General features: G+C 45.4%; 28 protein-coding genes. 8 read left to right on the forward strand and 20 right to left on the reverse strand.

Going from position 1 to position 23,820, the window contains the following annotated elements; translation table 11 throughout:
• Positions 1 to 23: 23 nt before the first annotated feature.
• The 16 genes from BQ7480_RS09445 to map form a co-directional block, all read right to left on the reverse strand.
• Positions 24 to 722: a tetratricopeptide repeat protein gene (locus BQ7480_RS09445; protein ID WP_072543971.1), complete on the reverse strand. Its 699-nt coding sequence runs from the start codon at positions 720 to 722 to the stop codon at positions 24 to 26.
• 8 nt (positions 723 to 730) lie between these two features.
• Positions 731 to 1,750 carry a vWA domain-containing protein gene (locus BQ7480_RS09450; protein WP_072542638.1) on the reverse strand — a complete coding sequence of 340 codons (1,020 nt, stop codon included), beginning with the start codon at positions 1,748 to 1,750 and terminating at the stop codon, positions 731 to 733.
• Positions 1,751 to 1,761: 11 nt separating this feature from the next.
• Positions 1,762 to 2,760: a vWA domain-containing protein gene (locus tag BQ7480_RS09455; RefSeq protein ID WP_072542639.1), complete on the reverse strand. Its 999-nt coding sequence runs from the start codon at positions 2,758 to 2,760 to the stop codon at positions 1,762 to 1,764.
• A gap of 20 nt (positions 2,761 to 2,780) precedes the next feature.
• The gene (locus BQ7480_RS09460; RefSeq protein ID WP_139255748.1) at positions 2,781 to 3,854 is read right to left on the reverse strand and encodes a BatD family protein; all 1,074 of its coding nucleotides are present in this window, start codon (positions 3,852 to 3,854) and stop codon (positions 2,781 to 2,783) included.
• Between the two features lie 38 nt (positions 3,855 to 3,892).
• Complete coding sequence (locus tag BQ7480_RS09465; RefSeq protein WP_022353711.1) at positions 3,893 to 4,762, reverse strand: DUF58 domain-containing protein; 870 nt, start codon at positions 4,760 to 4,762, stop codon at positions 3,893 to 3,895.
• Between the two features lie 144 nt (positions 4,763 to 4,906).
• The gene (locus BQ7480_RS09470; protein ID WP_072542641.1) at positions 4,907 to 5,902 is read right to left on the reverse strand and encodes an AAA family ATPase; all 996 of its coding nucleotides are present in this window, start codon (positions 5,900 to 5,902) and stop codon (positions 4,907 to 4,909) included.
• 206 nt (positions 5,903 to 6,108) lie between these two features.
• Positions 6,109 to 7,461, reverse strand: a complete 1,353-nt coding sequence (locus BQ7480_RS09475; protein ID WP_072542642.1) for an HU family DNA-binding protein — start codon at positions 7,459 to 7,461, stop codon at positions 6,109 to 6,111.
• Positions 7,454 to 7,744, reverse strand: a complete 291-nt coding sequence (locus BQ7480_RS09480; RefSeq protein ID WP_072542643.1) for an HU family DNA-binding protein — start codon at positions 7,742 to 7,744, stop codon at positions 7,454 to 7,456. Before BQ7480_RS09480 ends, BQ7480_RS09475 begins: the two co-directional genes overlap by 8 nt.
• A 1-nt stretch (position 7,745) precedes the next feature.
• Positions 7,746 to 9,047 (reverse strand): 30S ribosomal protein S12 methylthiotransferase RimO, encoded by a 1,302-nt coding sequence (gene rimO / locus BQ7480_RS09485; protein WP_072542644.1) that lies wholly within the window; start codon positions 9,045 to 9,047, stop codon positions 7,746 to 7,748.
• Positions 9,044 to 10,009, reverse strand: coding sequence for a signal recognition particle-docking protein FtsY (gene ftsY / locus BQ7480_RS09490; RefSeq protein ID WP_072542645.1), 966 nt, complete (start codon positions 10,007 to 10,009; stop codon positions 9,044 to 9,046). Before ftsY ends, rimO begins: the two co-directional genes overlap by 4 nt.
• Positions 10,010 to 10,135: 126 nt before the next feature.
• Positions 10,136 to 10,291, reverse strand: coding sequence for a DUF4295 domain-containing protein (locus BQ7480_RS09495; RefSeq protein ID WP_007558249.1), 156 nt, complete (start codon positions 10,289 to 10,291; stop codon positions 10,136 to 10,138).
• A gap of 9 nt (positions 10,292 to 10,300) precedes the next feature.
• Positions 10,301 to 10,489: a 50S ribosomal protein L33 gene (rpmG, locus tag BQ7480_RS09500; RefSeq protein ID WP_005841291.1), complete on the reverse strand. Its 189-nt coding sequence runs from the start codon at positions 10,487 to 10,489 to the stop codon at positions 10,301 to 10,303.
• A gap of 19 nt (positions 10,490 to 10,508) precedes the next feature.
• Positions 10,509 to 10,769: a 50S ribosomal protein L28 gene (rpmB, locus tag BQ7480_RS09505; protein WP_007558239.1), complete on the reverse strand. Its 261-nt coding sequence runs from the start codon at positions 10,767 to 10,769 to the stop codon at positions 10,509 to 10,511.
• 104 nt (positions 10,770 to 10,873) lie between these two features.
• A complete protein-coding gene (locus BQ7480_RS09510) occupies positions 10,874 to 11,374 on the reverse strand; it encodes a CinA family protein (RefSeq protein ID WP_072542646.1) in 501 nt (166 codons plus the stop codon).
• Between the two features lie 20 nt (positions 11,375 to 11,394).
• Positions 11,395 to 12,417 carry a tRNA (adenosine(37)-N6)-threonylcarbamoyltransferase complex transferase subunit TsaD gene (gene tsaD / locus BQ7480_RS09515; RefSeq protein WP_072542647.1) on the reverse strand — a complete coding sequence of 341 codons (1,023 nt, stop codon included), beginning with the start codon at positions 12,415 to 12,417 and terminating at the stop codon, positions 11,395 to 11,397.
• A 25-nt stretch (positions 12,418 to 12,442) separates the two neighbouring features.
• Entirely contained in the window at positions 12,443 to 13,297 is an 855-nt protein-coding gene (map, locus tag BQ7480_RS09520) for a type I methionyl aminopeptidase (RefSeq protein WP_072543972.1), read from the reverse strand.
• Between the two features lie 253 nt (positions 13,298 to 13,550).
• On the opposite strand from map, the gene BQ7480_RS09525 reads away from it, so the two are divergent.
• Complete coding sequence (locus BQ7480_RS09525) at positions 13,551 to 13,769, forward strand: winged helix-turn-helix domain-containing protein (RefSeq protein ID WP_072543973.1); 219 nt, start codon at positions 13,551 to 13,553, stop codon at positions 13,767 to 13,769.
• 67 nt (positions 13,770 to 13,836) lie between these two features.
• Here BQ7480_RS09525 and BQ7480_RS09530 read toward each other — a convergent pair whose 3' ends face one another.
• On the reverse strand, positions 13,837 to 14,508 hold the full coding sequence (locus BQ7480_RS09530) for an MgtC/SapB family protein (RefSeq protein WP_072542648.1): 672 nt from the start codon (positions 14,506 to 14,508) through the stop codon (positions 13,837 to 13,839).
• A 265-nt stretch (positions 14,509 to 14,773) separates the two neighbouring features.
• On the opposite strand from BQ7480_RS09530, the gene BQ7480_RS09535 reads away from it, so the two are divergent.
• The 7 genes from BQ7480_RS09535 (at position 14,774) to BQ7480_RS09565 (ending at position 19,953) form a co-directional block, all read left to right on the forward strand.
• The gene (locus BQ7480_RS09535; RefSeq protein WP_229117961.1) at positions 14,774 to 15,151 is read left to right on the forward strand and encodes a hypothetical protein; all 378 of its coding nucleotides are present in this window, start codon (positions 14,774 to 14,776) and stop codon (positions 15,149 to 15,151) included.
• Positions 15,138 to 15,506, forward strand: a complete 369-nt coding sequence (gene tnpB / locus BQ7480_RS09540) for an IS66 family insertion sequence element accessory protein TnpB (RefSeq protein WP_072542649.1) — start codon at positions 15,138 to 15,140, stop codon at positions 15,504 to 15,506. Before BQ7480_RS09535 ends, tnpB begins: the two co-directional genes overlap by 14 nt.
• A gap of 77 nt (positions 15,507 to 15,583) precedes the next feature.
• Positions 15,584 to 16,006: a transposase gene (locus BQ7480_RS18205; protein WP_235816667.1), complete on the forward strand. Its 423-nt coding sequence runs from the start codon at positions 15,584 to 15,586 to the stop codon at positions 16,004 to 16,006.
• The gene (tnpC, locus tag BQ7480_RS09550; RefSeq protein WP_235816731.1) at positions 16,000 to 16,878 is read left to right on the forward strand and encodes an IS66 family transposase; all 879 of its coding nucleotides are present in this window, start codon (positions 16,000 to 16,002) and stop codon (positions 16,876 to 16,878) included. Before BQ7480_RS18205 ends, tnpC begins: the two co-directional genes overlap by 7 nt.
• A gap of 309 nt (positions 16,879 to 17,187) precedes the next feature.
• Positions 17,188 to 18,750: an IS21 family transposase gene (istA, locus tag BQ7480_RS09555; RefSeq protein ID WP_072542568.1), complete on the forward strand. Its 1,563-nt coding sequence runs from the start codon at positions 17,188 to 17,190 to the stop codon at positions 18,748 to 18,750.
• Positions 18,751 to 18,779: 29 nt separating this feature from the next.
• Complete coding sequence (gene istB / locus BQ7480_RS09560) at positions 18,780 to 19,535, forward strand: IS21-like element helper ATPase IstB (RefSeq protein WP_071150252.1); 756 nt, start codon at positions 18,780 to 18,782, stop codon at positions 19,533 to 19,535.
• A 25-nt stretch (positions 19,536 to 19,560) separates the two neighbouring features.
• Entirely contained in the window at positions 19,561 to 19,953 is a 393-nt protein-coding gene (locus BQ7480_RS09565) for an IS66 family transposase (protein ID WP_072542651.1), read from the forward strand.
• A 233-nt stretch (positions 19,954 to 20,186) separates the two neighbouring features.
• Here BQ7480_RS09565 and BQ7480_RS09570 read toward each other — a convergent pair whose 3' ends face one another.
• From BQ7480_RS09570 to BQ7480_RS09580, 3 genes are read right to left on the reverse strand one after another with little or no spacing between them, the layout of a single operon-like run.
• The gene (locus tag BQ7480_RS09570; protein ID WP_072542652.1) at positions 20,187 to 22,235 is read right to left on the reverse strand and encodes a DUF3732 domain-containing protein; all 2,049 of its coding nucleotides are present in this window, start codon (positions 22,233 to 22,235) and stop codon (positions 20,187 to 20,189) included.
• The gene (locus tag BQ7480_RS09575) at positions 22,232 to 22,693 is read right to left on the reverse strand and encodes a three component ABC system middle component (RefSeq protein ID WP_072542653.1); all 462 of its coding nucleotides are present in this window, start codon (positions 22,691 to 22,693) and stop codon (positions 22,232 to 22,234) included. Before BQ7480_RS09575 ends, BQ7480_RS09570 begins: the two co-directional genes overlap by 4 nt.
• The gene (locus BQ7480_RS09580; RefSeq protein WP_072542654.1) at positions 22,686 to 23,816 is read right to left on the reverse strand and encodes a hypothetical protein; all 1,131 of its coding nucleotides are present in this window, start codon (positions 23,814 to 23,816) and stop codon (positions 22,686 to 22,688) included. The genes BQ7480_RS09575 and BQ7480_RS09580 overlap by 8 nt, the downstream gene beginning before the upstream one ends.
• Positions 23,817 to 23,820: the final 4 nt, after the last annotated feature.

Genomic DNA, 23,820 nt, shown 5'->3' on the forward strand with positions numbered 1-23,820 from the left:
GTTTGTTCTTCATCTTTGTTGGTTTACCAGTCCTTCTCCAGTTTACGGCCCTGCACCTGAATCTGCTTCTTCACCTTGTCCTGCACGTTCTTTTCGTCCTGCATGGCAGCGTTAAGCAACTGTTCGGCATTCTCTTTCGACATCTGGTTCTGATTCTGCTGCGGTTGCTGCGGATTCTGCTGGTCCTTCTTGTTCTGTTCCTGCTGGTCCTTGTTCTGCTGTTTGTCGTCCTGCTTCTGGTCCTGCTTGTTCTGTTTCTGGTCCTGATTCTGCTGGTTCTGCTGCTGGTCTTTCAGCTGCTTCTGCGCCAGTGCCAGGTTGTAGCGGGTTTCATTGTCCTTCGGATTATTGCGCAGGGATTCCTTATAGGCTTCGATACACTGCGGCAACTGTTTGGACGACTGCAGGATAACGCCCATGTTATGGTAAATCTGCGCCAGCTTCATCTTGTCCTTTTCAATCTTTGAAGCAGCGGTAAACTGTTCCATGGCCTCCTTCCCCTTCTGCTGCATCAGCAACGCATTCCCCAGGTTGTACATGGCATCGGCCGACTTGGGATTCAGTTCCAGTGCCTTCCGGTAGTCCACTTCTGCCTTGACAAACAAACTGTCCTTGTAGAGTTTGTTGCCGCTCCGCAGAAAATCACGGTCTGTTTTCTGTGCGTAACCCGCCACAGCAGTCATGGCCAGGCACATACACAGCATATATCCTTTCACTTTCATCTCCAATTTCATTTAAAGAGTTTCACATTCTTGAAAAGCGGATTCTTGCGGTTCAGAATCATCAGGTCGGCAGCCAGCAACAAAAGGGCCAGCCAGGCCAGTACCTGGAACTGCTCGTCGAATTCCGTAAAGACCTGCGTCTCCACGTCCGCCTTTGCCAGTTTGTTGATTTCCGCGTTCAAGGCTCTCTCCGCATTGTTGGTGTTGTCCACCCGCACATAAATGCCGTTTCCTGCCTTGGCGATTTCCTGACACATCTGTTCGTTCAGACGGGTCACAATCACATTACCGTCCTTATCGCGGCGGAACTCGTTGCTGCCTTCCATCGGAATGGGTGAACCGTCGGGCGAACCGACCCCCAGCACAAACACCCGTATCCCTTTCTTGGCGGCTGCCTGTGCGGCTTCTATCGCTCCCCCCTCGTGGTTTTCTCCATCCGTAATCAGCACGATGGCTCTTCCTACGCCTTCATTCGGCGTGAAACTTTTCATGGCCAGGTTGATAGCCCCGCCGATATCCGTACCCTGCGTGGTAATCAACGACGGAGAGATGGTTTCCAGGAACATCTTGGCCGATACATAGTCGCTCGTAATCGGAAGCTGTGTAAAGGCCTGACCTGCAAACACAATCATGGCCACCTTGTCGTTGTTGAACGTTTCCACCAGACGGGAAATCAGTTTCTTCGACTTCTCCAGACGGCTGGGAGTGACATCCTGTGCCAACATGGAGTTGGAAATATCCAGCGCCACCACGGTTTCCACACCTTGCCGTTTCACCGTCTCCATCTTGGAACCGAACTGCGGACGGGCCAGCATGAAAATCACCATGGCCAGCGCGGCAAAAGTCAGCCAGAACTTGACATCGGGACGGTATTTGGACACATCCGGCATCAAGTGTGCCAGCAGTTCCGGACTACCGTATTCGCGCAAGCGCTTGCGGCGGCGGTAGTTCGTATAAAAATAGAACACAGCCAGCAAGGGCAGCACAATCAGTAAATATAAATATTGAGGTTCTCCAAATCGAAACATGGCTTCTTCTTTTAAGGTATTTTCTTTAATACTGTATTCCGCAACAGGATTTCAAGCAGGATGCTCAGGAACGCAATCAGGGCAAACACCTGATAAGCCTCTTCGCGCTTGCTGAATTCCTTCACGTTCAGTTTCGTCTTCTCCAGTTTGTCAATCTCGCGGTATACTTCTTTCAGCTTGGTATTGCTGGTAGCCCGAAAATAGTTTCCGTTGGTAGTACCCGCAATCTGACTCATGGTCTGTTCGTCGATTTCCACCGGCATCTGCACATACTGCACACCCGCATAGGTCTGCATCGGATAAGGTGCCGTTCCGTTGGTTCCTACACCGATGGTGTACACGCGGATGCCAAACTGCTTGGCAATCTCGGCCGCCGTCAGCGGAGAGATGTCTCCCCGGTTATTCACACCATCCGTCAGCAGGATAATCACCTTCGACTTAGCCTTGCTGTCTTTCAGACGGCTCACTGCGTTGGCCAGTCCCATACCCAGTGCCGTACCGTCTTCAATCATTCCGCGCTGCACCATGTCGCAGCCCACACTCTGGAACAAGTTCAGCAACACCCCGTGGTCGACCGTCAGCGGACACTGCGTGAAAGCCTCTCCCGCAAAGACAGTCAGACCGATGTTGTCGTTCGGACGTCCGTTGATGAACTCTGCCGCCACCTGCTTGGCCGCCTCGATACGGTTCGGCTTCAAGTCCTCTGCCAGCATACTGGTCGATACGTCGACCGCCAGCATGATATCGATACCTTCAATTTCCGTGTTCTGCCAGTTATCCGTAGTCTGCGGGCGTGCCAGCACCAGCACAATCATCACAAACGTCAAGATACGGAGCACGAACGGTGCATGCAGCAAATACACCTTCCAACTGCGCGGAGCCTGCATGTACATCCGTGTGGTAGATACCTGCATGGTCGGTTCCGTTTTCTTGCGGCGCATCACGTACCACACGATATACGGAATCAGCAGCAACAGCAGGAACAGATATTCTATATTCGCAAAAATCATAGTCTCAACTCATTTTAAAATTAAAAAAAGAGGTCGATGAGGTGACGCACAGACAGATACAAGGCAATCAGTGCGGCTACACCCGTGATGGCAATGCTGCAGAGCAGTACAATCCGTCCCTGTTTGGAACGTTTTTCCTCCACCTTGATTTCCGTAGGCTCCTTCTTGGCGTTCGGATCTTCCTCTATCTTGGTCTGGTTGATGAAATCCACGGCATTCACCAGGTTCATGTCGTTCTCGTTCATCAGCGGCGCATATTTGGCAAACTTCACCAGATCGGCCGTTTCAAACATCGCCTTCAGGTCGCGGATAGAATCCTTGTCCTTTTCCTCCAGCAAGCGTTCAATGATTTCCGAAGAAGTCATCTCCATGGCATTGAAGCCGAAACGCTCCTTTATATATACACGAATCACATCGGTCAGTTCCGTGTAATATGCTTTCGGGTCCTCCCGTTTGGCAGCCTTGTCGGCCTTGATGGTCTCAATCTTCTTCATGGCAGCCAGATGAGGAGGCAACTTCGGTTCTATCTTGATAATCTTGATAATCGGCTTGTTGTCGCGATAGCGGATGACAAAGAAGACGGTCACCACTCCCAATGCGATGAACAACAGGATGGAATACACCAACGGAGCCAGATCGTCCCATGTGAGAGGTACCTCCTGAATGGTTTTCGGACCAAAGAACTGGTCGGGATGCAACGTATCCACCGGGATGGAATACACCTTCAGGGCCAGCGCCTTGGAGCGGTAGGCCTTGTCATTGACCAGCACTTCGAACGGCGGCAGGTAATACAGTGCCGAGTCGAAAGAAGTCACCGTATACTCCTGTGAAATCAGCCAGCGCTTGTTGTCGTTAAGCAGCTGGGTATCCGGTTTGGCCACATCCAGAATCTCCACTCCCCTGACCAGCGTGTCACGAAGCTGCGGTAACCTCAGTTTCTGGTTGGCATCCATGCTGACCTGCAACTTGATTTTGGCCTGCTCGCCAATCAGCAATTGAAGAGAGTCGATAGTCGCTTCCACTGTTACCGACTGGGCTTTCAGTCCGGACACTCCGCACAAAATCAGTACCGCGCAGCAACATGCCTTTATCATTTTCGTGTAATATAATATGAAATGTCTCATGTCAACTGTCAGTTTCGTTTAGCAAATAAATTCAACAACGCCTTCACATAATCCTGGTCTGTACGGACAGACACAGAGTCCACATTGCTGTGGGTGAAGGTTTCGTTCAGCTTCTGCTGCCTTTCCTTCCACCAGGCGTGATGTGCATTCCGCAGCGCCTTGGAAGAAGTGTCAATCCACTGTTCATGACCCGTTTCCGCATCGCGTACCAGCATCAGGCCCACATCGGGAAGCTCTTCCAGCCGGCGGTCGTACACCTGTACCGCCACCACATCGTGCTTCCGGTTGGCAATGGTCAACGCATTCTGGAAGTCCCGGTCGTCGATAAAATCGCTGAGGATGAACGCCGTACAGCGTTTCTTCAACACATTCGTCAGGTACTCGATGGCACACTGCAGATTGGTCCGCTGGCTTTCGGGCTTGAAATCAAGCAGCTCGCGGATAATATACAAGATGTGCTTGCGTCCTTTCTTGGGAGGGATGAATTTCTCAATCCGGTCGGAAAAGAAAATCACGCCAATCTTATCGTTGTTCTGGATGGCAGAAAAAGCAAGCGTGGCGGCAATCTCCGTCACCATATCCTTCTTCAGCTGCTTGATGGTACCGAAATCCAGACTGTTGGACACGTCCACCAGCAACATGACCGTCAGTTCACGTTCCTCCTCAAAGACTTTCACGAATGGTTTGTCGAAGCGAGCGGTCACATTCCAGTCTATATCGCGCACGTCGTCCCCAAACTGATATTCGCGGACTTCGGAGAACGCCATACCCCGACCCTTGAAGGCCGAATGATACTGGCCGGCAAAAATATTGCTCGAAAGTCCCCTCGTCTTGATTTCAATCTGACGGACACGCTTTAAAAGTTCACTTGTCTCCATTCCTTTAGTATTTGACCGTGCCCCTGCGGAATCGGCCGAGGAACACGGTTGAATCGTTTATAATCTATGCAGCTTCTCCGCTGCGGATAAAAGCGGACGGGAGCACTCTCCTCCCCGTCTGCCACGGTTTCAGACGCCCGCTTATCAGGGCACTTCCACTTTGTTCAGAATCTTGCTGACGATTTCGTCGGAAGTCACGTTGGTCGCTTCCGCCTCGTAAGTCAGTCCGATACGGTGACGGAGCACGTCGTGTGCCACGGCACGCACATCTTCCGGAATCACATACCCACGGCGTTTGATGAAAGCATAGCTGCGGGCAGCCAGTGCCAGGTTGATAGACGCACGCGGAGAACCGCCAAAGCCAATCAGGCTCTTCAGGTCCTTCAAATCGTATTTTTCCGGATAACGGGTAGCGAACACGATGTCGGCAATATATTGTTCAATCTTTTCGTCCAGGTAAACCTGACGCACTACCTCACGCGCCGCAATGATATCTTCCGCCTTCAAAATCGGACGGACTTCCACACGTTCGCCCGAAATATTCTGGCGGACAATTTTCTTTTCCTCTTCCAGCTTCGGGTAGTCAATGATAACCTTCAGCATGAAACGGTCCACCTGAGCTTCCGGCAACGGATAGGTACCTTCCTGTTCAATCGGGTTCTGCGTAGCCATTACCAGGAAAGGTTTCGGCAAAGCGAAAGTCTGCTTGCCCAGTGTCACCTGACGTTCCTGCATGGCCTCGAGCAAGGCACTCTGTACTTTCGCCGGGGCACGGTTGATTTCATCGGCCAATACGAAATTGGCGAAGATAGGTCCCTTGTTGGCGATGAACTGTTCATCCTTCTGACTGTAAATCATGGTACCGATGATATCGGCCGGCAGCAAATCAGGAGTAAACTGCACACGACTGTATTTGGAGTCGATCAATGAAGCCAGGGTCTTGATGGCCAATGTTTTTGCCAAACCCGGCACACCTTCCAGCAGGATATGTCCGTCGGAAAGCAACCCGATCAACAAAGATTCGATGAGGTGTTTTTGACCTACGATTACCTGATTCATTCCTTCCATCAGGTTGGTTACGAATGCGCTCTGGCGTTCGATACGTTCGTTTAATTCACGAATGTCAATAGCTTCAGCCATAATTTTCTTCTATTTTAGTTCCTATTTTTTTCATTAAAAAAAGCTCTTTCTCTACCTATGTCTAAAAGGACACCCCAAAATTAAGGCATTCCATTAACAGGCACAATAAAATTTGATAAAAAAATATAGACGGCTTTCCCCTTTTAAGGCTTATTGAACTAAAGAAAATTAAAAAGACCCTGTTTGCATACAAACAAGGCCTTAGTTTATTTTTTAGGAGTCAGCTGCGGAATCTGAATGGTTGTCCCCACCGGCACATTGTCCGGATTCTTGATAATGGATTTGTTGTGCTTCACCAGGTAGGGCCACAGTTTCTTGTTGCCATAAAACTTCAGGGCCACCCGCACCAGACTTTCTCCCGGACGAAGCGTATAAGAAGCCTGAGTACCTGTAATCTGGTATTCTACCGTATCGGCCAAAGTTTCCCGTTTCGCCGGTACGGCAGCTGTCTTTTCTGTTGTTTCCGTTTTTTTCGGCGTTCCGGGCACTACTTTTTCTTTGTTCACCGTATCCGAAGACTGCACCTGCATCCGGGAAGAATCCACTTTAGAGGTCAGCGTATCTGCCAGCTGAACCGAATCCGGTACCACGGGTACCGACTTCTGCTGTCTTTCCTGTTTCATCAGATACTCTACTACCTCCTCCGGCATATAACGCCGGCCCGATGTCAAGGCCCAAGTAATCAATCCTCCAATAAAGATACCCACCAACAACACCGAAGCAATCATGCACCACGGAAAATGCCGCTCCTTATCCTCCTTTTTCACCGGTTCCACGGTCTCCACAGCCTGTTCAGCCACAGATTTTTCCGGAGCCTCGTCCGTCTCTGGGGTTGTTTCGACTGTTGCTTCTTCCTTCAACTCCTCGCTTTTCCTTTCCGAGGCAGTCACGTCGGTTCCTGAAGCCTTCTCTTCCTGCACAACCGCTTCCACATCCGCCGGTTCTTCTTTCTCTTCCTCCGACGAATCTGCCACCACTTCCAGACACGATTCCTCCGGTTTCTGCTCTGGAGAAGAAGAAACCGTATCAGGCTCAGGCTCCACCTGCAAGTGTGCCTCCGTCTCCACTGGCAAGGACTCCTCCTCTTGCATACCTTCCTGAGAAGACTCCTCTCCAACGGTTGTTATTTCATCGCCCGGTACGTTTTCCACCGTTTCTTCCGCCATATCAGACTCCCCTTCCTCTTCTGTCCCATCCGGTAACCCACCTTCTTCCGGGAGGTCGGCAAAATGCACCTCATCCTTGAGCAAAACCGACTGAAAATGTGCAAAAGGCCTGTTAATCAAGTCTCGCAGCCCCGCTTCCGGAATGAACGACACACGGGTATGTCCCTTGATTTCAATGGCCTCCCCCGTGTTGACATCCACACTTTTCCGAGCCTCGATATTGATGAGTTTAAACGTACCCAACCCTTTCACCTTTACATACTTGTCGCGTGCCAAGGCTTCCTCTATCAAGGCAAGAAACTCCTTCACAAACAGCTCCGCATCTGCCTCATTCCACTGGCATTTGCGGGCAAACAATTCCACAAGTTCTTGTAAGGTTATTTTCTCATTCATCAGGCAAAACGTTTTTAAACTTTTCCTTCAACACCGTACTCGGCTTGAAAGACAGCGTCAGTTTGGGAGGCACCAGAAAACGCTGCCGCGTGACAGGATTCACAGAAATACGCTCCATCTTCTTCTTCACCTCAAACGCACCGAAACCTTGCAGGCTGACCGTCTTGTCATCCTGCAAAGCCTGCGACATACATTCGGTAAGCGAAGCGACCAAAGAAGCCGTCTCCTTCCCCGGCTTGTTCACACGGCGGGAAAGTTCCTCTATGAATTCCTTGTTTGTCATTTTATTTCACAATTCTTGCATACAAATCAAAATCGTCCGCATCATACACTTTCACCCGATGGAAAGTCCCGGTCTTCAGGCGGTGTTCACCCGCTTCAATCAAGACCTCCGGATCCACCTCCGGCGAATCGAACTGTGTACGGCCGATATAATAGTCCCCTTCTTTCCGGTCGATGATGACCTTGAATTCCTGTCCAATTTTCTGGTGCGCCAATTCAGCCGAAATTTCCTGCTGCAAGGCCATCAGCTCGTCCAGACGCTGCTGCTTCACCTCGTGCGGAATCTCATCCTTGTAATGCTTGGCCGAATAAGTGCCTTCTTCTTCCGAATAAGCAAATGCACCCATGCGTTCAAAGCGGGCCTTGCGCACGAACTCCTTCAGTTCTTCAAAGTCCTGTTCCGTTTCTCCGGGATGCCCCACCATCAACGTGGTACGCAAGTGAATGCCCGGCACCTCCTGGCGGAACTTCTCAATCAGCCGGTACGTTTCTTCCTTGGTCACATGACGGCGCATTTTCTCCAACATATTGTCGCTGATGTGCTGCAAGGCAATATCCATGTATTTGCACACATTGTCGTTCTCTCGCATCACACGGAACAAATCTTCCGGGAAGTGAGCCGGATAAGCATAATGCAAACGAATCCATTCCACGCCCGGGATATGTGCCATCTGCTCAATCAGTTCCGGCAGCATCTGTTTCTTGTACAAGTCCACCCCGTAATACGTCAGTTCCTGCGCAATGACCTGAAATTCTTTCACCCCTTCCGACACCAGCAGACGTACCTCGTCCAGAATCTCTTCCATCGGACGAGACACATGCTTTCCGGTAATGATAGGGATGGCACAATACGCACATTTGCGGTCGCAGCCTTCCGAAATCTTCAGATAAGCATAATGCTTGGGAGTCGTCAGATGACGCTCGATGGAAAACTCCGAATGATACGCCTTGCCCAAATCGGCCAGCAGTTCGTTCCAGTTGAACTTTCCATAAAACTTGTCCACCTGCGGAATCTCCATCTGCAAGTCCTTCAGGTAACGTTCCGAAAGACAGCCCATGACATAAAGTTTCTTCAGCCGGCCTTCTTCCTTGGCCTGACAGAACTCCAATATCATGTTGATAGACTCTTCCTTGGCATCGCCAATAAAACCGCACGTATTGATAACGGCTATTTCTCCCTGAGGGTGGGCACTGTCGTGCGTCACTTTATATCCGTTGGCCTCCAGCTGTTTCATGAGCTTTTCAGAGTCCACCAGATTCTTTGAACACCCTAATGTAATAATATCAATTGTATTCTTTCTCATTTTTCTGTGGTTGGGCCAAACAATGAATCCACGAATTCCCGGCGACGGAATATCTGCAGGTCCTCCATTCCTTCTCCCAGCCCGATGTATTTCACCGGAATCTTGAACTGGTCGGAAATACCGATTACCACACCCCCTTTGGCAGTACCGTCGAGTTTGGTAATGGCCATCGCCGTCACCTCCGTGGCCAGCGTAAACTGTTTGGCTTGTTCAAACGCATTCTGTCCGGTAGAGCCGTCGAGCACCAGCAGCACCTCGTGCGGTGCATCGGGAACCACCTTCTTCATCACGTTCTTGATTTTGGTCAGCTCGTTCATCAAGCCGATTTTATTATGCAGACGGCCTGCCGTATCGATGATTACGACATCCGCATGGTTGGCCGTAGCCGAACTCAGCGTGTCGAAAGCCACCGAAGCCGGATCGGCCCCCATTTTCTGTTTGATGACAGGCACACCCACCCGTTCGCCCCAGATGTCCAGCTGCTCCACGGCGGCTGCACGGAACGTATCGGCTGCACCCAGATAGACTTTCTTTCCTGCCTTCTTGAACTGATAAGCCAGTTTTCCGATGGTCGTAGTCTTTCCTACTCCGTTCACGCCCACCACCATAATCACATACGGTGTCTTGCCTTGGGGAACGTCAAAATCCGCCGTATCCACCGAATTGTTCTCCATCAGCAATGCGGCGATTTCTTCGCGAAGAATATTATTCAGCTCCTGCGTATTCACATACTTGTCTTTCGATACCCTGGCTTCTATGCGTTTGATAATATTCAGCGTAGTTTCCACTCCTACATCAGACGTAATGAGCACTTCCTCCAGATTGTCCAGCACCTCGTCGTCTACCTTCGATTTTCCAGCCACTGCACGCGCAATCTTGCCGAATACACTCTCCTTGGTCTTAGACAATCCTTTGTCTAACGTCTCTTTTTTTTCCTTTGAGAAAAAACTAAAAAATCCCATACAACATAACTTTTATCAGTTTCTGACACAAAGATATAACTATTCTCGTTCACACACAAAAAAAGTTCCTTTCATATTTTGAATGAAAGGAACTTTTATTTAGCATTTTATATTTGACTCGCTAAATTATTTCTTGAAGAAGTCCTGAACTTTTTCGTTAGGAACCATCTGTTCGTCAAAAACGTAAGCACCTGTTTTCGGAGACTTAACCATTTTGATAACCTTAGTATAAGAACGGCCTTCTTTACCTGTCTGAAGGGTTGCGACTGTTTTCTTTGCCATGGTCTGTTATTATTTAATTTCTTTATGAACTGTTACTCTTTTCAAAATAGGATTGTACTTTTTCAGTTCCAATCTTTCAGTGGTATTTTTTCTGTTCTTTGTTGTAATATAACGAGAAGTTCCCGGCATACCACTATCCTTCATTTCTGTGCATTCAAGGATTACCTGTACTCTGTTTCCTTTAGCTTTCTTAGCCATAGTCTTTCTCTCCTTTTAATTAACCAATAATTTTGATAGTTTTCCAATCACAATAGCCTTTTGCCACTGCTTCATTCAGCGCTGCATCGAGGCCTTTTTTGTTAATAACTCGCAAGCCGTTAGCACAGATGTTCAGGCTAATCCAGCAATCCTGTTCTACATAGTAGAATTTCTTAGTAAACAAGTTCACATCAAAAGTTCTTTTTGTTCTTCTCTTAGAGTGTGAAACGTTGTTGCCTATCAAGGCTTTTTTTCCGGTAATTTGACAAATTTTCGACATTTCTATCTAGTTTTTATAGTTTTATTCCATGGTTCTCTCAAACGGAGTGCAAAGTAAGTGATTTTATTTTACATAAACAAATCTTTCACCAAGAAATTGCACTTTTACCCCTCATTTTCTTGATTTTGACACAATTCCAACAATAATTGCAGGGTTTTGGCCGTTGCAGCCTGGATATTTTTCTCGCGACCTTCGTCTTCACTCAACAAAGCCGTAAGCACCTTTTCTTTCGAACCGGCAGCCACCCAGATGGTACCGACCGGCTTTTCCGGAGTGCCTCCCGCAGGTCCGGCGATGCCCGATGTAGCTACGGCATAATCCGTATCCAGGACTTCAATGGCACCTTTCACCATTTCCACCACGGTTTCTTCACTTACAGCCCCATACTTTTCCAATGTTTCTGCATTCACATGCAGGTGATTCACCTTCACCTCATTTGAATAGGCGATAATTCCACCTTTATAGAAACGAGAACTACCTGGGATAGCAGTTATGATGGCAGCCACGTTACCAGCCGTACAGCTTTCAGCGGTAGCCAATGTAAAACCTTCTCTCCAGAAGATTTCACTTATCTCCTTACTTAGTGTTTTGGTTTCTACTGACATAATCTGTTTTTTCTAAATTGTTACTTAATGGTTACCCGTGAATAAGCGGGCTTGTCTATTGTGCAAAAATCCTTGTCCAAAAATTTATAGTATCCCGTAATGGCAATCATGGCCGCATTGTCAGTGGTATAGCCGAACTTCGGGATGAAGATGTTCCAGCCATACTTCTTGGCATGTTCACGGAAAGCGTTGCGGAGTCCGTTGTTGGCCGAAACACCACCTGCCACGGCCACTTCCTTGATGCCCGTATCCTTCACCACCTTACGCAGCTTGTCCATCAGAATGTCCACAATGGTCTTCTCCAACGAGGCAGCCAGGTCGGTCTTGTGATGCTCTACAAAATCCGGATCTTCCTTTACCCATTCCTTGAGCGAATACAGGAAAGAAGTCTTCAAGCCGCTGAAGCTGTAGTTGTAGCCCGGGATATGCGGTTTGCTGAAAGTATAGGCATTCGGGTTGCCCTGACGTGCCAGCTTGTCAATAATCGGTCCGCCGGGATAGCCCAGCCCCATCACCTTGGAACATTTGTCGATGGCTTCTCCTGCCGCATCGTCGATGGTCTGCCCCAGCACCTCCATGTCGTTGTAGGCATTCACACGGATAATCTGTGAATTTCCACCCGATACCAGCAGACAGATGAAAGGCAGGCTCGGCTGTACATTCTCGCCGTCCGGTTCCTTGATAAAATGCGCCATCACATGTCCCTGCAGATGGTTCACCTCCACCATCGGAATACCCAGCGCACGGGCAAACCCCTTCGCAAACGATACTCCTACCAGCAAAGAACCCATCAGCCCCGGTCCGCGGGTAAAAGCCACCGCGCTCAATTCTTCCTTTGTCACCCCGGCCCGTTTCAATGCCTCGTGCACCACCGGCACAATGTTCTGCTGATGCGCCCGCGAAGCCAGTTCCGGCACCACTCCCCCGTATGCTTCGTGCACTGCCTGACTGGCAATCACGCTGGAAAGCAGTACCCCGTCCTTGATTACCGCAGCCGAAGTATCGTCACAAGAAGATTCTATTCCTAATATTATCGTACTCATAAAATGTCCTTATACCTTAAATATATTAATGCGTCAATATTTCAAGACCCTGTTCCGTCATCACGAATGTATGCTCCCACTGTGCAGAAGGAAGTTCATCCTCCGTCACTACGGTCCAGCCGTCTTCTTCATCAATAAACACTTCCCAGGTTCCCATGTTGATCATCGGCTCGATGGTAAACACCATGCCCGGCACCAGCAGCATGCCCGTACCCTTCTTTCCGAAATGCTCCACATCCGGCTCCTCGTGGAACTCCAGTCCCACCCCGTGGCCACACAAGTCGCGCACCACCGAGAAACCGTTCTTCTTGGCATGTTTTTCGATGGCGTGGCCGATGTCGCCCACAAAACTGAACGGTTTGGCCGCCTCCATTCCGATTTCCAGACACTCTTTAGCCACACGGACCAGCTTCTCTTTCTGAGGTGTGGTTTTCCCGATGATGAACATACGGGAAGCATCCGCATAATACCCGTCCAGAATCGTCGTACAGTCCACGTTGATAATATCGCCTTCTTCCAGGATTTCTTCTTCGTTCGGAATACCGTGGCACACCACCTCATTGATGGACGTGCAACAGCTTTTCGGAAAACCTTCATAGCCCAAGCAGGCCGGGATAGCCCCGTGGTCCTTTGTGTATTCATACACCAGCTTGTCTATTTCCGCCGTACTCATTCCGGCATGGATTTCTTTTTCCACCAAATCAAGCACCCCTGTATTGATGACCCCGCTACGACGGATGCCTTCAATCTGTTCCGGAGTCTTAATCAACTGGCGAGTCGGAACCAGATGGCCTCTGTCCTGATAATACAGCACCTTCTTGTCCAGTTCGGTCAACTCCGCTCCTTTAGGAACCTTCCAGTTTATTTTATGTCTTCTCATAATTTTCATTTTTACCTGACGCAAAGTTATAAGAAAAAAATGGAATAGGATACGGTATGAAGAATAAAAATACCTCTCCGTCCAAGAAAGACCTGTCACATTTCTGTAATACCACTCTAAAAATCCCGGGAATGTTCATAAAATGCCACACATAGCATAAATTTGACAACCAAAAAACTTGCTATCGCAACAAAATATTTATATCTTCGCCCTGACAGTAAACAAATAAAATAATTTAAATTCAAAAACTATGATGGACAAGACTCAAATTGGGACAAATGCCGGGATTGTCTGGAAGCTGCTTTCCGACAACGCACATTGGGAATACGAGAAACTGAAAAAAGAATCCGGATTGTCCGACAGAGATTTGAATGCCGCAATCGGATGGCTGGCACGCGAAGACAAAATAGATTTCGACATCGACGAAAAGGAAGACCGCTTATTCTTGCATGTCAACGTCTATATTGGCTGACAAAAAGGCCATTGAATACAACTGAACGTACATTCAATGGCCTTTTTCGTCCCTTTTTATTATAACGTCACACAATCCGGTTCACCGTAATATCGGGAAAATCATGCAGCATCATCAGAAGCAACCCTTCTTCATTCGCCCGCTTGGCCCGTATCACCATCGAGATGCGGTACATCTCCCGTCCGTCCTCATACACCTTGTTCATCTCATACGAAGCAATCTGGAAACCGCCTGAACTGAACCGGGCCGACACATCTTTCAGCACGCCGGGATTTCCCGCCGTAAATTCAATAATCATGTTCCGCATGCCCACACTCTTGAAGCAATAGCTGAGTACCTCCAGTCCAGCCAGTGCCAGCAAGGTGGCTAGAACACCAATCAAATACATACCCGCTCCGATGGCCAGTCCAATGCCTGCGGTGGCCCACACCCCTGCCGCCGTGGTCAGTCCACGGACCACTTGCTTCTGCAAGAGGATAATGGTTCCGGCCCCGATAAAGCCGATGCCGCTGACTACCTGGGCCGCCAAGCGACTCGGGTCCAACCGCACCAAATCTTTCTCCAGCACATCCATGAAACCATATTGCGACACAATCATCATCAACGCACTGCCCAAGGCCACCAGAAAATGGGTCCGGTAGCCGGCTTCCTTTGCCCGGTATTCCCGCTCCAGACCGATGAGTACTCCCATCAGGCCTGCCACGAACAACCTTAAAGAAAAATCCACGTAAATATTCATATACTTTCCGTTATCAACTTTCTTGCGAAAGATACGAAAAATTTGATAGTTCCCAAATGGGAAACATAATCTAATAAAAAGTGGTTAAATTTCTTTAGTATAACATTTTACTAGAAAAGTAATCTCTTGCTCCACCGAAATCCTGCAATATTTTACAGTGCCTTGTGGAACTAAAGAAGCACCTTAAACAATCGTAAGCATTCGGCAAACCACGTATTTTTTCCTTAAACTTCCGTCATTAACTTTACGTCCAAAAAGCAAAGTTATGATGACGCGAGAAGAAGTAGTAGAGATAATGAACTACTGCAAAGAGCACAAAGTGACTTATAAATCAAGATTAGAGGAACTCAATATCCCTGTATGGCGGTTTTATGACAGCAAATCCCGTTATGCCGCCGAGCAATCATCGGGTAAATCGGCTCAGGGTGAGTTTATCGAGCTTCCCCACAGCGGATCTTTTGTTCCTGTTCCTTCATTTGCCGGAACAAGCGGGCGTAAACAGAAAAACACACCGATCCCGCCAAGCGGATTGAAAGAGATAGAAATACGTACACCGGCCGGTACTGCCATACGCATTTGCGGTGAGCTAAATGAAAAGGAACTGTTTTCAATCATCCAGGCCTGCAGCCATGTTCAGCCTTAATGACAGCATGCGCTATCTGTTGTATAACCGCCCGACTGATATGCGCAAAAGTTTTCATACTCTTAGCGGTATCATCACCGACGCCATGGGTCAGGACCCTTGTAACGGCAACGTATATATCTTCATAAACCGTGCCCGTGACCGTATAAAGCTCCTGCATTGGGAGCCGGGCGGCATGGTGCTGTACTCCAAACTTCTGGAAGCAGGAACCTTAGGAAAACCTGATTCTGCTAATGACAATGAGGTCTGTACAAATATAGAATGGCGGGAACTTGTCATGATTGTGGAGGGTATCATGGAAGCCCGCGACTCCCGTCGCACGAGACTTGAAAACCTGCAGAAACTTCGAAAATAGTATCGGATTTTTACTCTATTCGCTTTTGTATGTCATTGGATTTTAGTATATTTACATTGTAGAACAATGAGATACAGATGCTTACAGAAGAACAGGAAAAAGCCTTATTGGAAGAAATTGAGAAGCTCCGTCAGGATAAAGCGGCGCTTATCAGCAGGGTTTCCTCGCTGGAACAATCCCTTTACTGGCTCCGGAAAAAAGTCTTTGGGCGGATGAGCGAGAAGAGTCTTCCGCTTGATCCCAACCAGCTGTTTCTGTTCTCAAAGGAGGAAATGTCCTCCATGGAAATATCCCGGATGGAGGAGGAAGTCCGCAAGAGTGAAGAAGAAATCACCAGAACCATAAAAGTCAAGGAAAAACCGGTCCGCAAGTCTCTGGACACTTCCTCACTGCCTGTAGAGGTTGTTGATCTTTACCCTGAAGGGACAACAAATTCATTGAAATCGGAAAGGAAGAGAGTTCACGCCTGGAACGTGTTCCGGCAAAAGTATATATCCTGAAGACCGTCCGTCACAAAGTGATAAGTAAATCCGATATGGAGAAATACCCCGAGGAAAGGCAGATTCTGATTCACCCGCTACCTCTTGTTCCGGTCAGCAAATGTATGGCAGGCGCCTCGGTCCTGACGGACATTATCATCGGCAAGTTCATGTATCATCTCCCGTTCTACCGTCTGATACAGCAGTATCGCGAATCAGGAATCAGCATAAGCGAATCTACCATGTGCGGATGGTATGAAATGGCGGTGGAGAAACTCAAGCTGCTGTACAACCGGCTCAAACAGAAGATACTCTCCAGTGAGTATATACAAGTGGACGAGAGTGTCATTCCTGTGATGGACAATGAGAAACATAAGGCGAAAAAAGGGTATGAGTGGTGCGTGCGCGACGGCATCACGGGGGACGTCATGTTCCATTATGACCGTGGCAGCCGTTCGGGGATGGTAGCCCGTGAACTGCTGGGATGCTACCGTGGCATTGTGCAATGTGACGGCTATGCAGCTTACGAACAGTTCGAGCAGATGAAAGGAATCACCCTGGTCGGCTGCTGGGCACATGCCAGAAGGAAGTACGTGGATGCCCTGGAAGAGAACAGGACCCTGGCCACACAGGCAATACACTACATCGGCAAGCTGTACAAGATAGAATCTGAAGCCAATGATGCCGGACTCGCAGCCGAAGAGCGTAAGGAAAAACGTATAAACGAAGCCTATCCGCTGATACTTGAATTTGAAAAGTGGCTGCAGGATGCTTATCTTAGAGTGCTTCCTAAAAGCCGTATGGGTAAATGCCGAAAACGGAGCATCCCCACCCACTCTGAACGGCTTAATCCATCCAGTTTTACCGCTAAATTGGCCTTGAAAAGTGCCTGAAAAACGGAGTATATCCGTTCATTTCAGCTAAAAACGCCACAAAACGCCATAAAAAACGGAGCATATCCGTTCAGTGGTTTGGATATTACGATAGAATCTCCGTTTTCTCTACAGAAATCGGAGTATATCCGTTCACTAATGAGAATGTAATAATACTATAATCAGTTGTCTACATACGGAAAACGGAGTATATCCGTTCACCTTCTCACAGAAACGACAATGCCTGCATAAAAAACGGAGCATGTCCGTTCACTTGCTACTCTTTTCCCGTATCTTGTATGCAGAAAACAATCTTCATACGATACGACTATGGCAGGAAAAAGTAAGAATATGAGCCAGATCAAACAACTTCTTCTACTAAAGAAGAGCGGAATCTCCAACCGCAAGGCTGCTGATATAATCGGCATGAACAAGGAGACAGTGAACAACTACATGAATAAGGTCAACGCTGACAGTCTGAGCCTTGATGAACTTATCAGGTTGGATGATCCCATTCTTGAGCACCGTCTCAAGGGCGGCAATCCTGCATATAGCGACAAGCGTTTTGAAACATTCAAAGCCCTTCTTCCATATCTTCAGGAGGAGATGAAGCGCAAGCATGTCACGCTGAAGCTGCTTTGGGAAGAATACCGTAATGAGCATCCGGATGACCACTACAGCCTGACACAGTTCCGTTTTCATTACAATCAGAACACAGAGGCCAGGAAGGAGTCGCCATCCACCATACTTGCCGACATGCGTACGGGCGGCGAAAAGCTTTTCCTCGATTTTGCCGGTGATACTATGGGATACGTTGACATGGAAACCGGTGAGGTCGTCCAGTGTCAGGCTTTTGTAGCCACTCTGCCTGCAAGCGACTACGGTTATATCCTCTTCGTACGTTCACAGCGTACAGAAGACTTTGTATATGCCATAACGCAGTGCCTGAAACATCTTGGCGGCGTACCAAAGATGCTTGTCCCTGACAACCTTAAAGCTGCTGTTGTCAAGACCGACAGATATGAGCCTTCACTTAACCGTGTAATGGAGGATATGGCCAATCATTACGGTACGGTCATCATACCGGCACGTCCCGTACACCCTAAAGATAAAAGCAACGTGGAAGGGACCGTGAGGCTTGTCTATATGCGTGTGTTTGCCGAACTCCGCAATGAAACCTTCCATTCACTGGAAGAGCTTAACCGGGCAGCCTCACTCAAAATGAAAGCGCACAACCAGAAACGCATGCAAAAGCATCCTTACACGCGTGAGGAACGGTTCCTTGCCGTAGACAAGCCAAATCTTATGCCACTGCCTGACAGAGATTTTGAGATTGTGTCATATACCGATTTGAAGGTGTCAACCAACTGCTGTATCTATCTTGGACGTGACCAGCACTATTATACAGTACCGTATCAGTATATATCCAAAACCGCACATGTCGCATATACACGCACACTGGTAAAAGTATATGTGGACGGTGAGCTTGTAGCCACTCACCTACGTGATTACAACAGGGGAAAGTATACTATCGTAAAGGAGCATCTTGCAAGCAATTCCCGGGAATACAGAGGGATGAGTGCAAAATCATACATAGAGCGTGCCGAGCGTGCATCCGGCATACTGGGAGATGTAATCCGCCGCATATTTTATTCTTCCACAATGCCTCCGGAGACTCATTACAAGACCTGCGACGGGCTTCTAAACCTGCAAAGGAGCAGTGATCCGGTCGTTTTCCAAAAAGCCTGCGAGGCAGCCCTGAATGTAGACAGATGCAACTATCGCTTTATCCGTTTACTGGTAGAGAGCAAGTGTGCCGGTGTGGGGCAACCTTCATCTTCCTTTGCTCCTCCGCAGCACTGTAATATCCGTGGAAAAGCACAGTTCAAATGACAGACTTCTAACACTCAAAACAAATAACGATGGATGAAATTATCAATGCTCTAAGAAACCTTAAGATGCCTGGAATGGCCCATTACTGGGCTACCATGCAGGAGACGCGACAGGCAGAGTCGCTCTCCTTGAAAGACGGTCTGCAACTGCTTATACAGGCTGAACTGGATAACCGGAATCAAAGCCGGAATGCCCGTCTGATAAAAAAAGCACACTTCCGTTATCAGGCTTCCATAAGTGAAGTTATCTATGACTGCAAGCGTGGCGTGGACAAGCAGAAAGTACTTAATCTTGCCACTTGTGACTATGTGAAAAACGGGGTATCCATACTTATTACGGGTGCTGCCGGTACCGGTAAAAGCTGGTTGGGTACAGCGTTTGGTCATCAGGCCTGCATGAACGGATATAAGGTTGCTTATTATAACCTGTACAGGCTCTTCGAGGAAATAAGCCTTGCCCGTATATCCAGTACCCTGCATCGTTTCTTCGCCAAGCTGGCACAGACTGACCTGCTTATACTGGACGACTTCGGCATGAAAGTTCTTGACGGACAACAGTTACTTGACTTTATGGAGATTATAGAAGACCGCCATGGACAAAAAGCTACGATCATCATATCACAACTGCCGGTTGCCAACTGGTACGATGTGATGAAAGGCAACACGACTGCAGCTGATGCAATATTAGACAGGTTGGTACACACAAGTGTGCGCTTCGAGCTACAAGGCAGCAGTTTACGTCAAAAAAGACATCAAAACTGCAACGTTACAGACGAAAATCAATAAATTTGCATCGCCATAGGTAAAGAGTATGAAAAGTGAACGGATATCACCGTTTTGGGTGAACGGATATCAACCGTTTTCAGCAGGTAAAGCCATCGAATATACGTACACGCTTCTTCCCAGGCTTTCCAGATACGTAAACGACGGAAGAATCGAAATTGATGACAACCGCATAGAAAATGCCATAAGACCTTTGGCTTTGGGAAGAAAGAACTATCTGTTCTGCGGCAACGACGCATCCGCATACAGGGCTGCCATCGTGTACTCTCTGATAGCCACCTGCAAGTCGGCAGAAGTAGACCCTAGAATCTGGATGGAAGATGTCCTGAGTAAAATTCCATATTATGAAAGGGATGAGAAAAATATGGAGGAACTTCTACCACGTAATTGGGCAAAATCCAATCAAACTTGTTCCGAATAAACACTATTAGTTCCGAATCGACTACGAATAGTACCGATTCGGAACTAATTCACAAAAATTGCAACGTGGTTTACCGAATGCTTACAAACAATCAGTTGGAGCTGGAGTACTTGTTTTATCAGACTCATATCCTTTGTTGTTCCTGCCATGACTGTGCTGTTTCGTATAAATTTACCAGCACAAAGGAAACTGAAACCGGAGAAAGAATGAACGGATATGCTCCGGAATTATAGCTAATTATTTTCTTTTATCTCTGTATTCTTCATATCTTGTGAATGCTTTATTTTAAGCATATCTATAAATCCCTGATTCTTCCCTCTCCATCTGCGCACAACATAACTATTAAAATCGAACTTTCCTAAATCTAAATTATCGGCATGGTCTGATATTATGATTTGAGGCAGAAAACCATAATTCTCTTCTATTGAATTTATAACATTTATTATTTGTACAAATAGATTAGTTACTGCATTAAGATCCTCATCAGCTGATTTGTTCTCCAACTTCTTAAGTTTCTTAGCATCAAACTTTTCTTCATTAACATCTACTGTTGCAGGGAAATAAACTTGACTAGGTTGGTCTAAAAATAGTATAGAAGGAACTAACGCCTTATCCCCTAAAGAGGCGAAATACTTGAGAATTGACAAAAATAAGCAAATATGAGAATACAGCCAATTGGCTCCACTTCCCATAGATCTAAGATATACTTTTGTTTGATTATCTTTCAGATGATATAATTCAAAAGTATGTATGTCAAAATAAAGGTTAATGGGCTGATATGATGCTTCAAAATCTAGTTTACGACCAATCTCATTCATCGAATGATTAATGAAGGCTTCAGCCTCTTCCAATTTATGTTCAACATTATATCGCTTTTGCAATACTTTTTCAATCTCTTCTATTCTTTTCTTAATATCCTTGAATTTTTCTTCGTCAAAACTAATGGATTTATCTCTAGACCATTCTAATTCATTCTCAATCTGGAGCCTCACTTTCAAAGACTGTTCTTCTAATGACCTGTCGTTTTCAAGACTTTTATTAATCTCATTAATTTTTATGATTTCGTTATTAATAGTCCGAATTTGTTGATTAATTTCCAGCAATTCTTTTTCATACTCCACCTTCTTAGGTAGGAAAGAATCTATTCTCATTGGAGATTTCCTTAGTTCGGAATTCAACCAATTAATTGCTTCTGTTAATTTATTTGCATCTGTTATAGTCGCACTATTTATATTGTGGCAGAAAGGACATATAGAGCTGCTTTTTATAGCCTCCTTAATGGGATTATATCTGTCAATAGCTTCGGCATAAGATTTTGCATACTCAATGGAAGATATCACTTTCTCTAACTTAAGTGTAATCTCTCTTTTTTGAGCAAGTAATAAATTCTTCTGCTTAATTAGTTCTGTATATTGATACTTGTATTGCTCGGAGTTTTCATTTACTATAATGGTAGATTCTCTTAGCTTATCAAGGTAGGTCTGAGCGGCATTAAGCATATGTATACTATCTATCCCTGGAAATAATTCATTACCGCTTATGGTATAATATTCTTCTCTTAAAGTATCTAGATACGAACACCGATCTTTCTTATTAGATTCAAAACGATTTTGCTCGTTCTGTATTTTCTCTAGTTTTATTTTACATTCCTCTAATTCCCGAGATAAGATATAATACTGCTGATCGACAAGTCCTGCAAATATTTTAAACTCATCTATAACACGTTCTCGTTTTTCTTTTTCATCGAATCTATAGAATAAAGAATGTTTATTAGCAACCAAGTTTTGATGTTGTAACATAAATGAAACCATATTTCGAAAAGAGGGATGTCCTTTTTTAACAGCTTTTCTATTTATACTATTATCAGCCTCATCCATATTTGATATTTCAATTCCGAAAAAATGTCCCAATTCTTCTTTGAAAGCATTTATATCAATATAATACTCATCACCGAAGTAAGAACTATTCAAATCATCTATATCCAAATCTTGAGGTTCAATTTTGAAAAACAATTTTCTAGTCCTTTCGGCTTGCTCACGAGCAATTACTAACTGAGTGTCGTTTTTATATAATACGACAAAGTAAAGGTGAGCATTCTCTGTAATAACACCAGCTGGGATAGTATTATCAGCACTTCCTGTACAGTAATCAAATAACTCTATTATAGCACTTTTTCCTGTAGAAGATCTACCAGTTACAATGTTTAGACCTTCATGCATATCAATATAATGACAATTATCATATTGATCAACAATACCCATATATTTTATATAACTTTTCATAGCGCTTTTATTCCAAATGCATAGTAAGTGTTAATAACATTCTTTGTGAAAATATTATGCAACTGTGAAGAAAGATTTATAATTTTCTTCAAGCGGGAATCTGTCAACATATTGACATCATTAATCACAGTTACCGTAAGATTTTTATCTATCTCAATATATTTACAATCAATAGCATATTGTAAACACTTATTTGTTTGTTCTTTATAGTAATAAAAACGGTCCTCAAATCCAGCCATTATATCTTTGTCTTTTGTTATTCGACTCATATTGGAAGCGGTAGTAATTCGCTGAATTTTTCCTACGAACTCATTATTTAGAACTAAAGGAAACACGAAATAAGCCAATAATATATTCTTGTCCGTTGGTTTTAAGTTTTTATAAAAAGAAACCAGCAAAGGGGTTAGAATAAATGTATTGTTTTGCAGAATTGATATGTTTTCTATGAACTTACTCATTTGCTCTATCTTTTAACAACCATATAAATTTGTCATTTTCATCAGCTATCATATGTAGCATACCATTATGGAAATATAAATCCACATTATTATAGGTGTGAAACGTTATATCATTACTTCCCGTCATGTCATCATAAAAGTCTTGTGATTTAGTAATTCGTTCACTATCATTGTAGTTCCTTGATGCTTTTCTATATTTTGCAGCATAACTTTTTATCAAGTTCTCTTCATATTGTAATAGCGATTTCTTCTTTACTTCAGACTTTTCCAACTCTTGCTTAATCATTTTTGCTGTATGCACATAATCATCAATAGCATCAGGAATAACATCTTCATATTTTATATCCTTGATTTTCTCAACAAAAGCATAACCATCATAGTCATTTTTGCTAATATCTGCTAACTTTAGTTTAGCAGGAAACACTGCAGTATTTTCTACTAATGTTTTTGTTACCTCTTCTGATTCTCTTGTGAAATCTTCGTACGTAATTCTCCAGTTATGACTAACAATGTCAGGATTAAGTATATAACCAAACATATGATTAATATATTTCCCTTTCTGTATATCGGGGATGTTCTTTCCGTATTCTTCTTGAAGATATTTATGATATTGACTTCCATTCATGCTTATACTATCAATGTATAACATCTTTGCGATTTGTGATAGTCTTGTCGCATTTTTAGCATCAAAAATGATATTCATACATGTTGCTAAATCCTTATTTTTTCTTTTTTGTAAGTCAAAATTCTTTTTGATATTTCTAAGAACATCCATTCTTTCTGTCATCGTTTTACTATTCCAATTCAACCAGGCAGAATCTATAGAAACTTTTTGAGTTGTTAGCAATACAAGAGAACTAAACATGTCAAGAGGAAAGTCTTCTCTCATCCAATTATAAATACTCTTCCATACATTCTTATCGGAATCTGTTAATGCTTTTTTATAAAATTTTGATTCAATCTGTTTGCTATCAAACAGACTTCCTAATACAGAAACATCACCATATGTTTCTATATATATAGATTGTCCTTTTCGCATCTTGAAACATCGTTCTAATGCAATAAGAAATTGAAATAGAATACCTTTAATAGATGATGTTGAATCAAATTTCAGTTTTGGCATATCC

The sequence above is a fragment of the Bacteroides mediterraneensis genome (assembly GCF_900128455.1).
GTDB classification, from domain to species: domain Bacteria; phylum Bacteroidota; class Bacteroidia; order Bacteroidales; family Bacteroidaceae; genus Phocaeicola; species Phocaeicola mediterraneensis.

What these genes read in the sequence shown, in the direction of transcription:
- BQ7480_RS09445 (WP_072543971.1), bottom strand. Translation starts at nt 722, where the DNA reads ATGAAAGTGAAAGGATATATGCTGTGTATGTGCCTGGCCATGACTGCT.
- BQ7480_RS09450 (WP_072542638.1), bottom strand. Translation starts at nt 1,750, where the DNA reads ATGTTTCGATTTGGAGAACCTCAATATTTATATTTACTGATTGTGCTG.
- BQ7480_RS09455 (WP_072542639.1), bottom strand. Translation starts at nt 2,760, where the DNA reads ATGATTTTTGCGAATATAGAATATCTGTTCCTGCTGTTGCTGCTGATT.
- BQ7480_RS09460 (WP_139255748.1), bottom strand. Translation starts at nt 3,854, where the DNA reads ATGATAAAGGCATGTTGCTGCGCGGTACTGATTTTGTGCGGAGTGTCC.
- BQ7480_RS09465 (WP_022353711.1), bottom strand. Translation starts at nt 4,762, where the DNA reads ATGGAGACAAGTGAACTTTTAAAGCGTGTCCGTCAGATTGAAATCAAG.
- BQ7480_RS09470 (WP_072542641.1), bottom strand. Translation starts at nt 5,902, where the DNA reads ATGGCTGAAGCTATTGACATTCGTGAATTAAACGAACGTATCGAACGC.
- BQ7480_RS09475 (WP_072542642.1), bottom strand. Translation starts at nt 7,461, where the DNA reads ATGAATGAGAAAATAACCTTACAAGAACTTGTGGAATTGTTTGCCCGC.
- BQ7480_RS09480 (WP_072542643.1), bottom strand. Translation starts at nt 7,744, where the DNA reads ATGACAAACAAGGAATTCATAGAGGAACTTTCCCGCCGTGTGAACAAG.
- rimO (WP_072542644.1), bottom strand. Translation starts at nt 9,047, where the DNA reads ATGAGAAAGAATACAATTGATATTATTACATTAGGGTGTTCAAAGAAT.
- ftsY (WP_072542645.1), bottom strand. Translation starts at nt 10,009, where the DNA reads ATGGGATTTTTTAGTTTTTTCTCAAAGGAAAAAAAAGAGACGTTAGAC.
- BQ7480_RS09495 (WP_007558249.1), bottom strand. Translation starts at nt 10,291, where the DNA reads ATGGCAAAGAAAACAGTCGCAACCCTTCAGACAGGTAAAGAAGGCCGT.
- rpmG (WP_005841291.1), bottom strand. Translation starts at nt 10,489, where the DNA reads ATGGCTAAGAAAGCTAAAGGAAACAGAGTACAGGTAATCCTTGAATGC.
- rpmB (WP_007558239.1), bottom strand. Translation starts at nt 10,769, where the DNA reads ATGTCGAAAATTTGTCAAATTACCGGAAAAAAAGCCTTGATAGGCAAC.
- BQ7480_RS09510 (WP_072542646.1), bottom strand. Translation starts at nt 11,374, where the DNA reads ATGTCAGTAGAAACCAAAACACTAAGTAAGGAGATAAGTGAAATCTTC.
- tsaD (WP_072542647.1), bottom strand. Translation starts at nt 12,417, where the DNA reads ATGAGTACGATAATATTAGGAATAGAATCTTCTTGTGACGATACTTCG.
- map (WP_072543972.1), bottom strand. Translation starts at nt 13,297, where the DNA reads ATGAGAAGACATAAAATAAACTGGAAGGTTCCTAAAGGAGCGGAGTTG.
- BQ7480_RS09525 (WP_072543973.1), top strand. Translation starts at nt 13,551, where the DNA reads ATGGACAAGACTCAAATTGGGACAAATGCCGGGATTGTCTGGAAGCTG.
- BQ7480_RS09530 (WP_072542648.1), bottom strand. Translation starts at nt 14,508, where the DNA reads ATGAATATTTACGTGGATTTTTCTTTAAGGTTGTTCGTGGCAGGCCTG.
- BQ7480_RS09535 (WP_229117961.1), top strand. Translation starts at nt 14,774, where the DNA reads ATGATGACGCGAGAAGAAGTAGTAGAGATAATGAACTACTGCAAAGAG.
- tnpB (WP_072542649.1), top strand. Translation starts at nt 15,138, where the DNA reads ATGTTCAGCCTTAATGACAGCATGCGCTATCTGTTGTATAACCGCCCG.
- BQ7480_RS18205 (WP_235816667.1), top strand. Translation starts at nt 15,584, where the DNA reads ATGCTTACAGAAGAACAGGAAAAAGCCTTATTGGAAGAAATTGAGAAG.
- istA (WP_072542568.1), top strand. Translation starts at nt 17,188, where the DNA reads ATGGCAGGAAAAAGTAAGAATATGAGCCAGATCAAACAACTTCTTCTA.
- istB (WP_071150252.1), top strand. Translation starts at nt 18,780, where the DNA reads ATGGATGAAATTATCAATGCTCTAAGAAACCTTAAGATGCCTGGAATG.
- BQ7480_RS09565 (WP_072542651.1), top strand. Translation starts at nt 19,561, where the DNA reads ATGAAAAGTGAACGGATATCACCGTTTTGGGTGAACGGATATCAACCG.
- BQ7480_RS09570 (WP_072542652.1), bottom strand. Translation starts at nt 22,235, where the DNA reads ATGAAAAGTTATATAAAATATATGGGTATTGTTGATCAATATGATAAT.
- BQ7480_RS09575 (WP_072542653.1), bottom strand. Translation starts at nt 22,693, where the DNA reads ATGAGTAAGTTCATAGAAAACATATCAATTCTGCAAAACAATACATTT.
- BQ7480_RS09580 (WP_072542654.1), bottom strand. Translation starts at nt 23,816, where the DNA reads ATGCCAAAACTGAAATTTGATTCAACATCATCTATTAAAGGTATTCTA.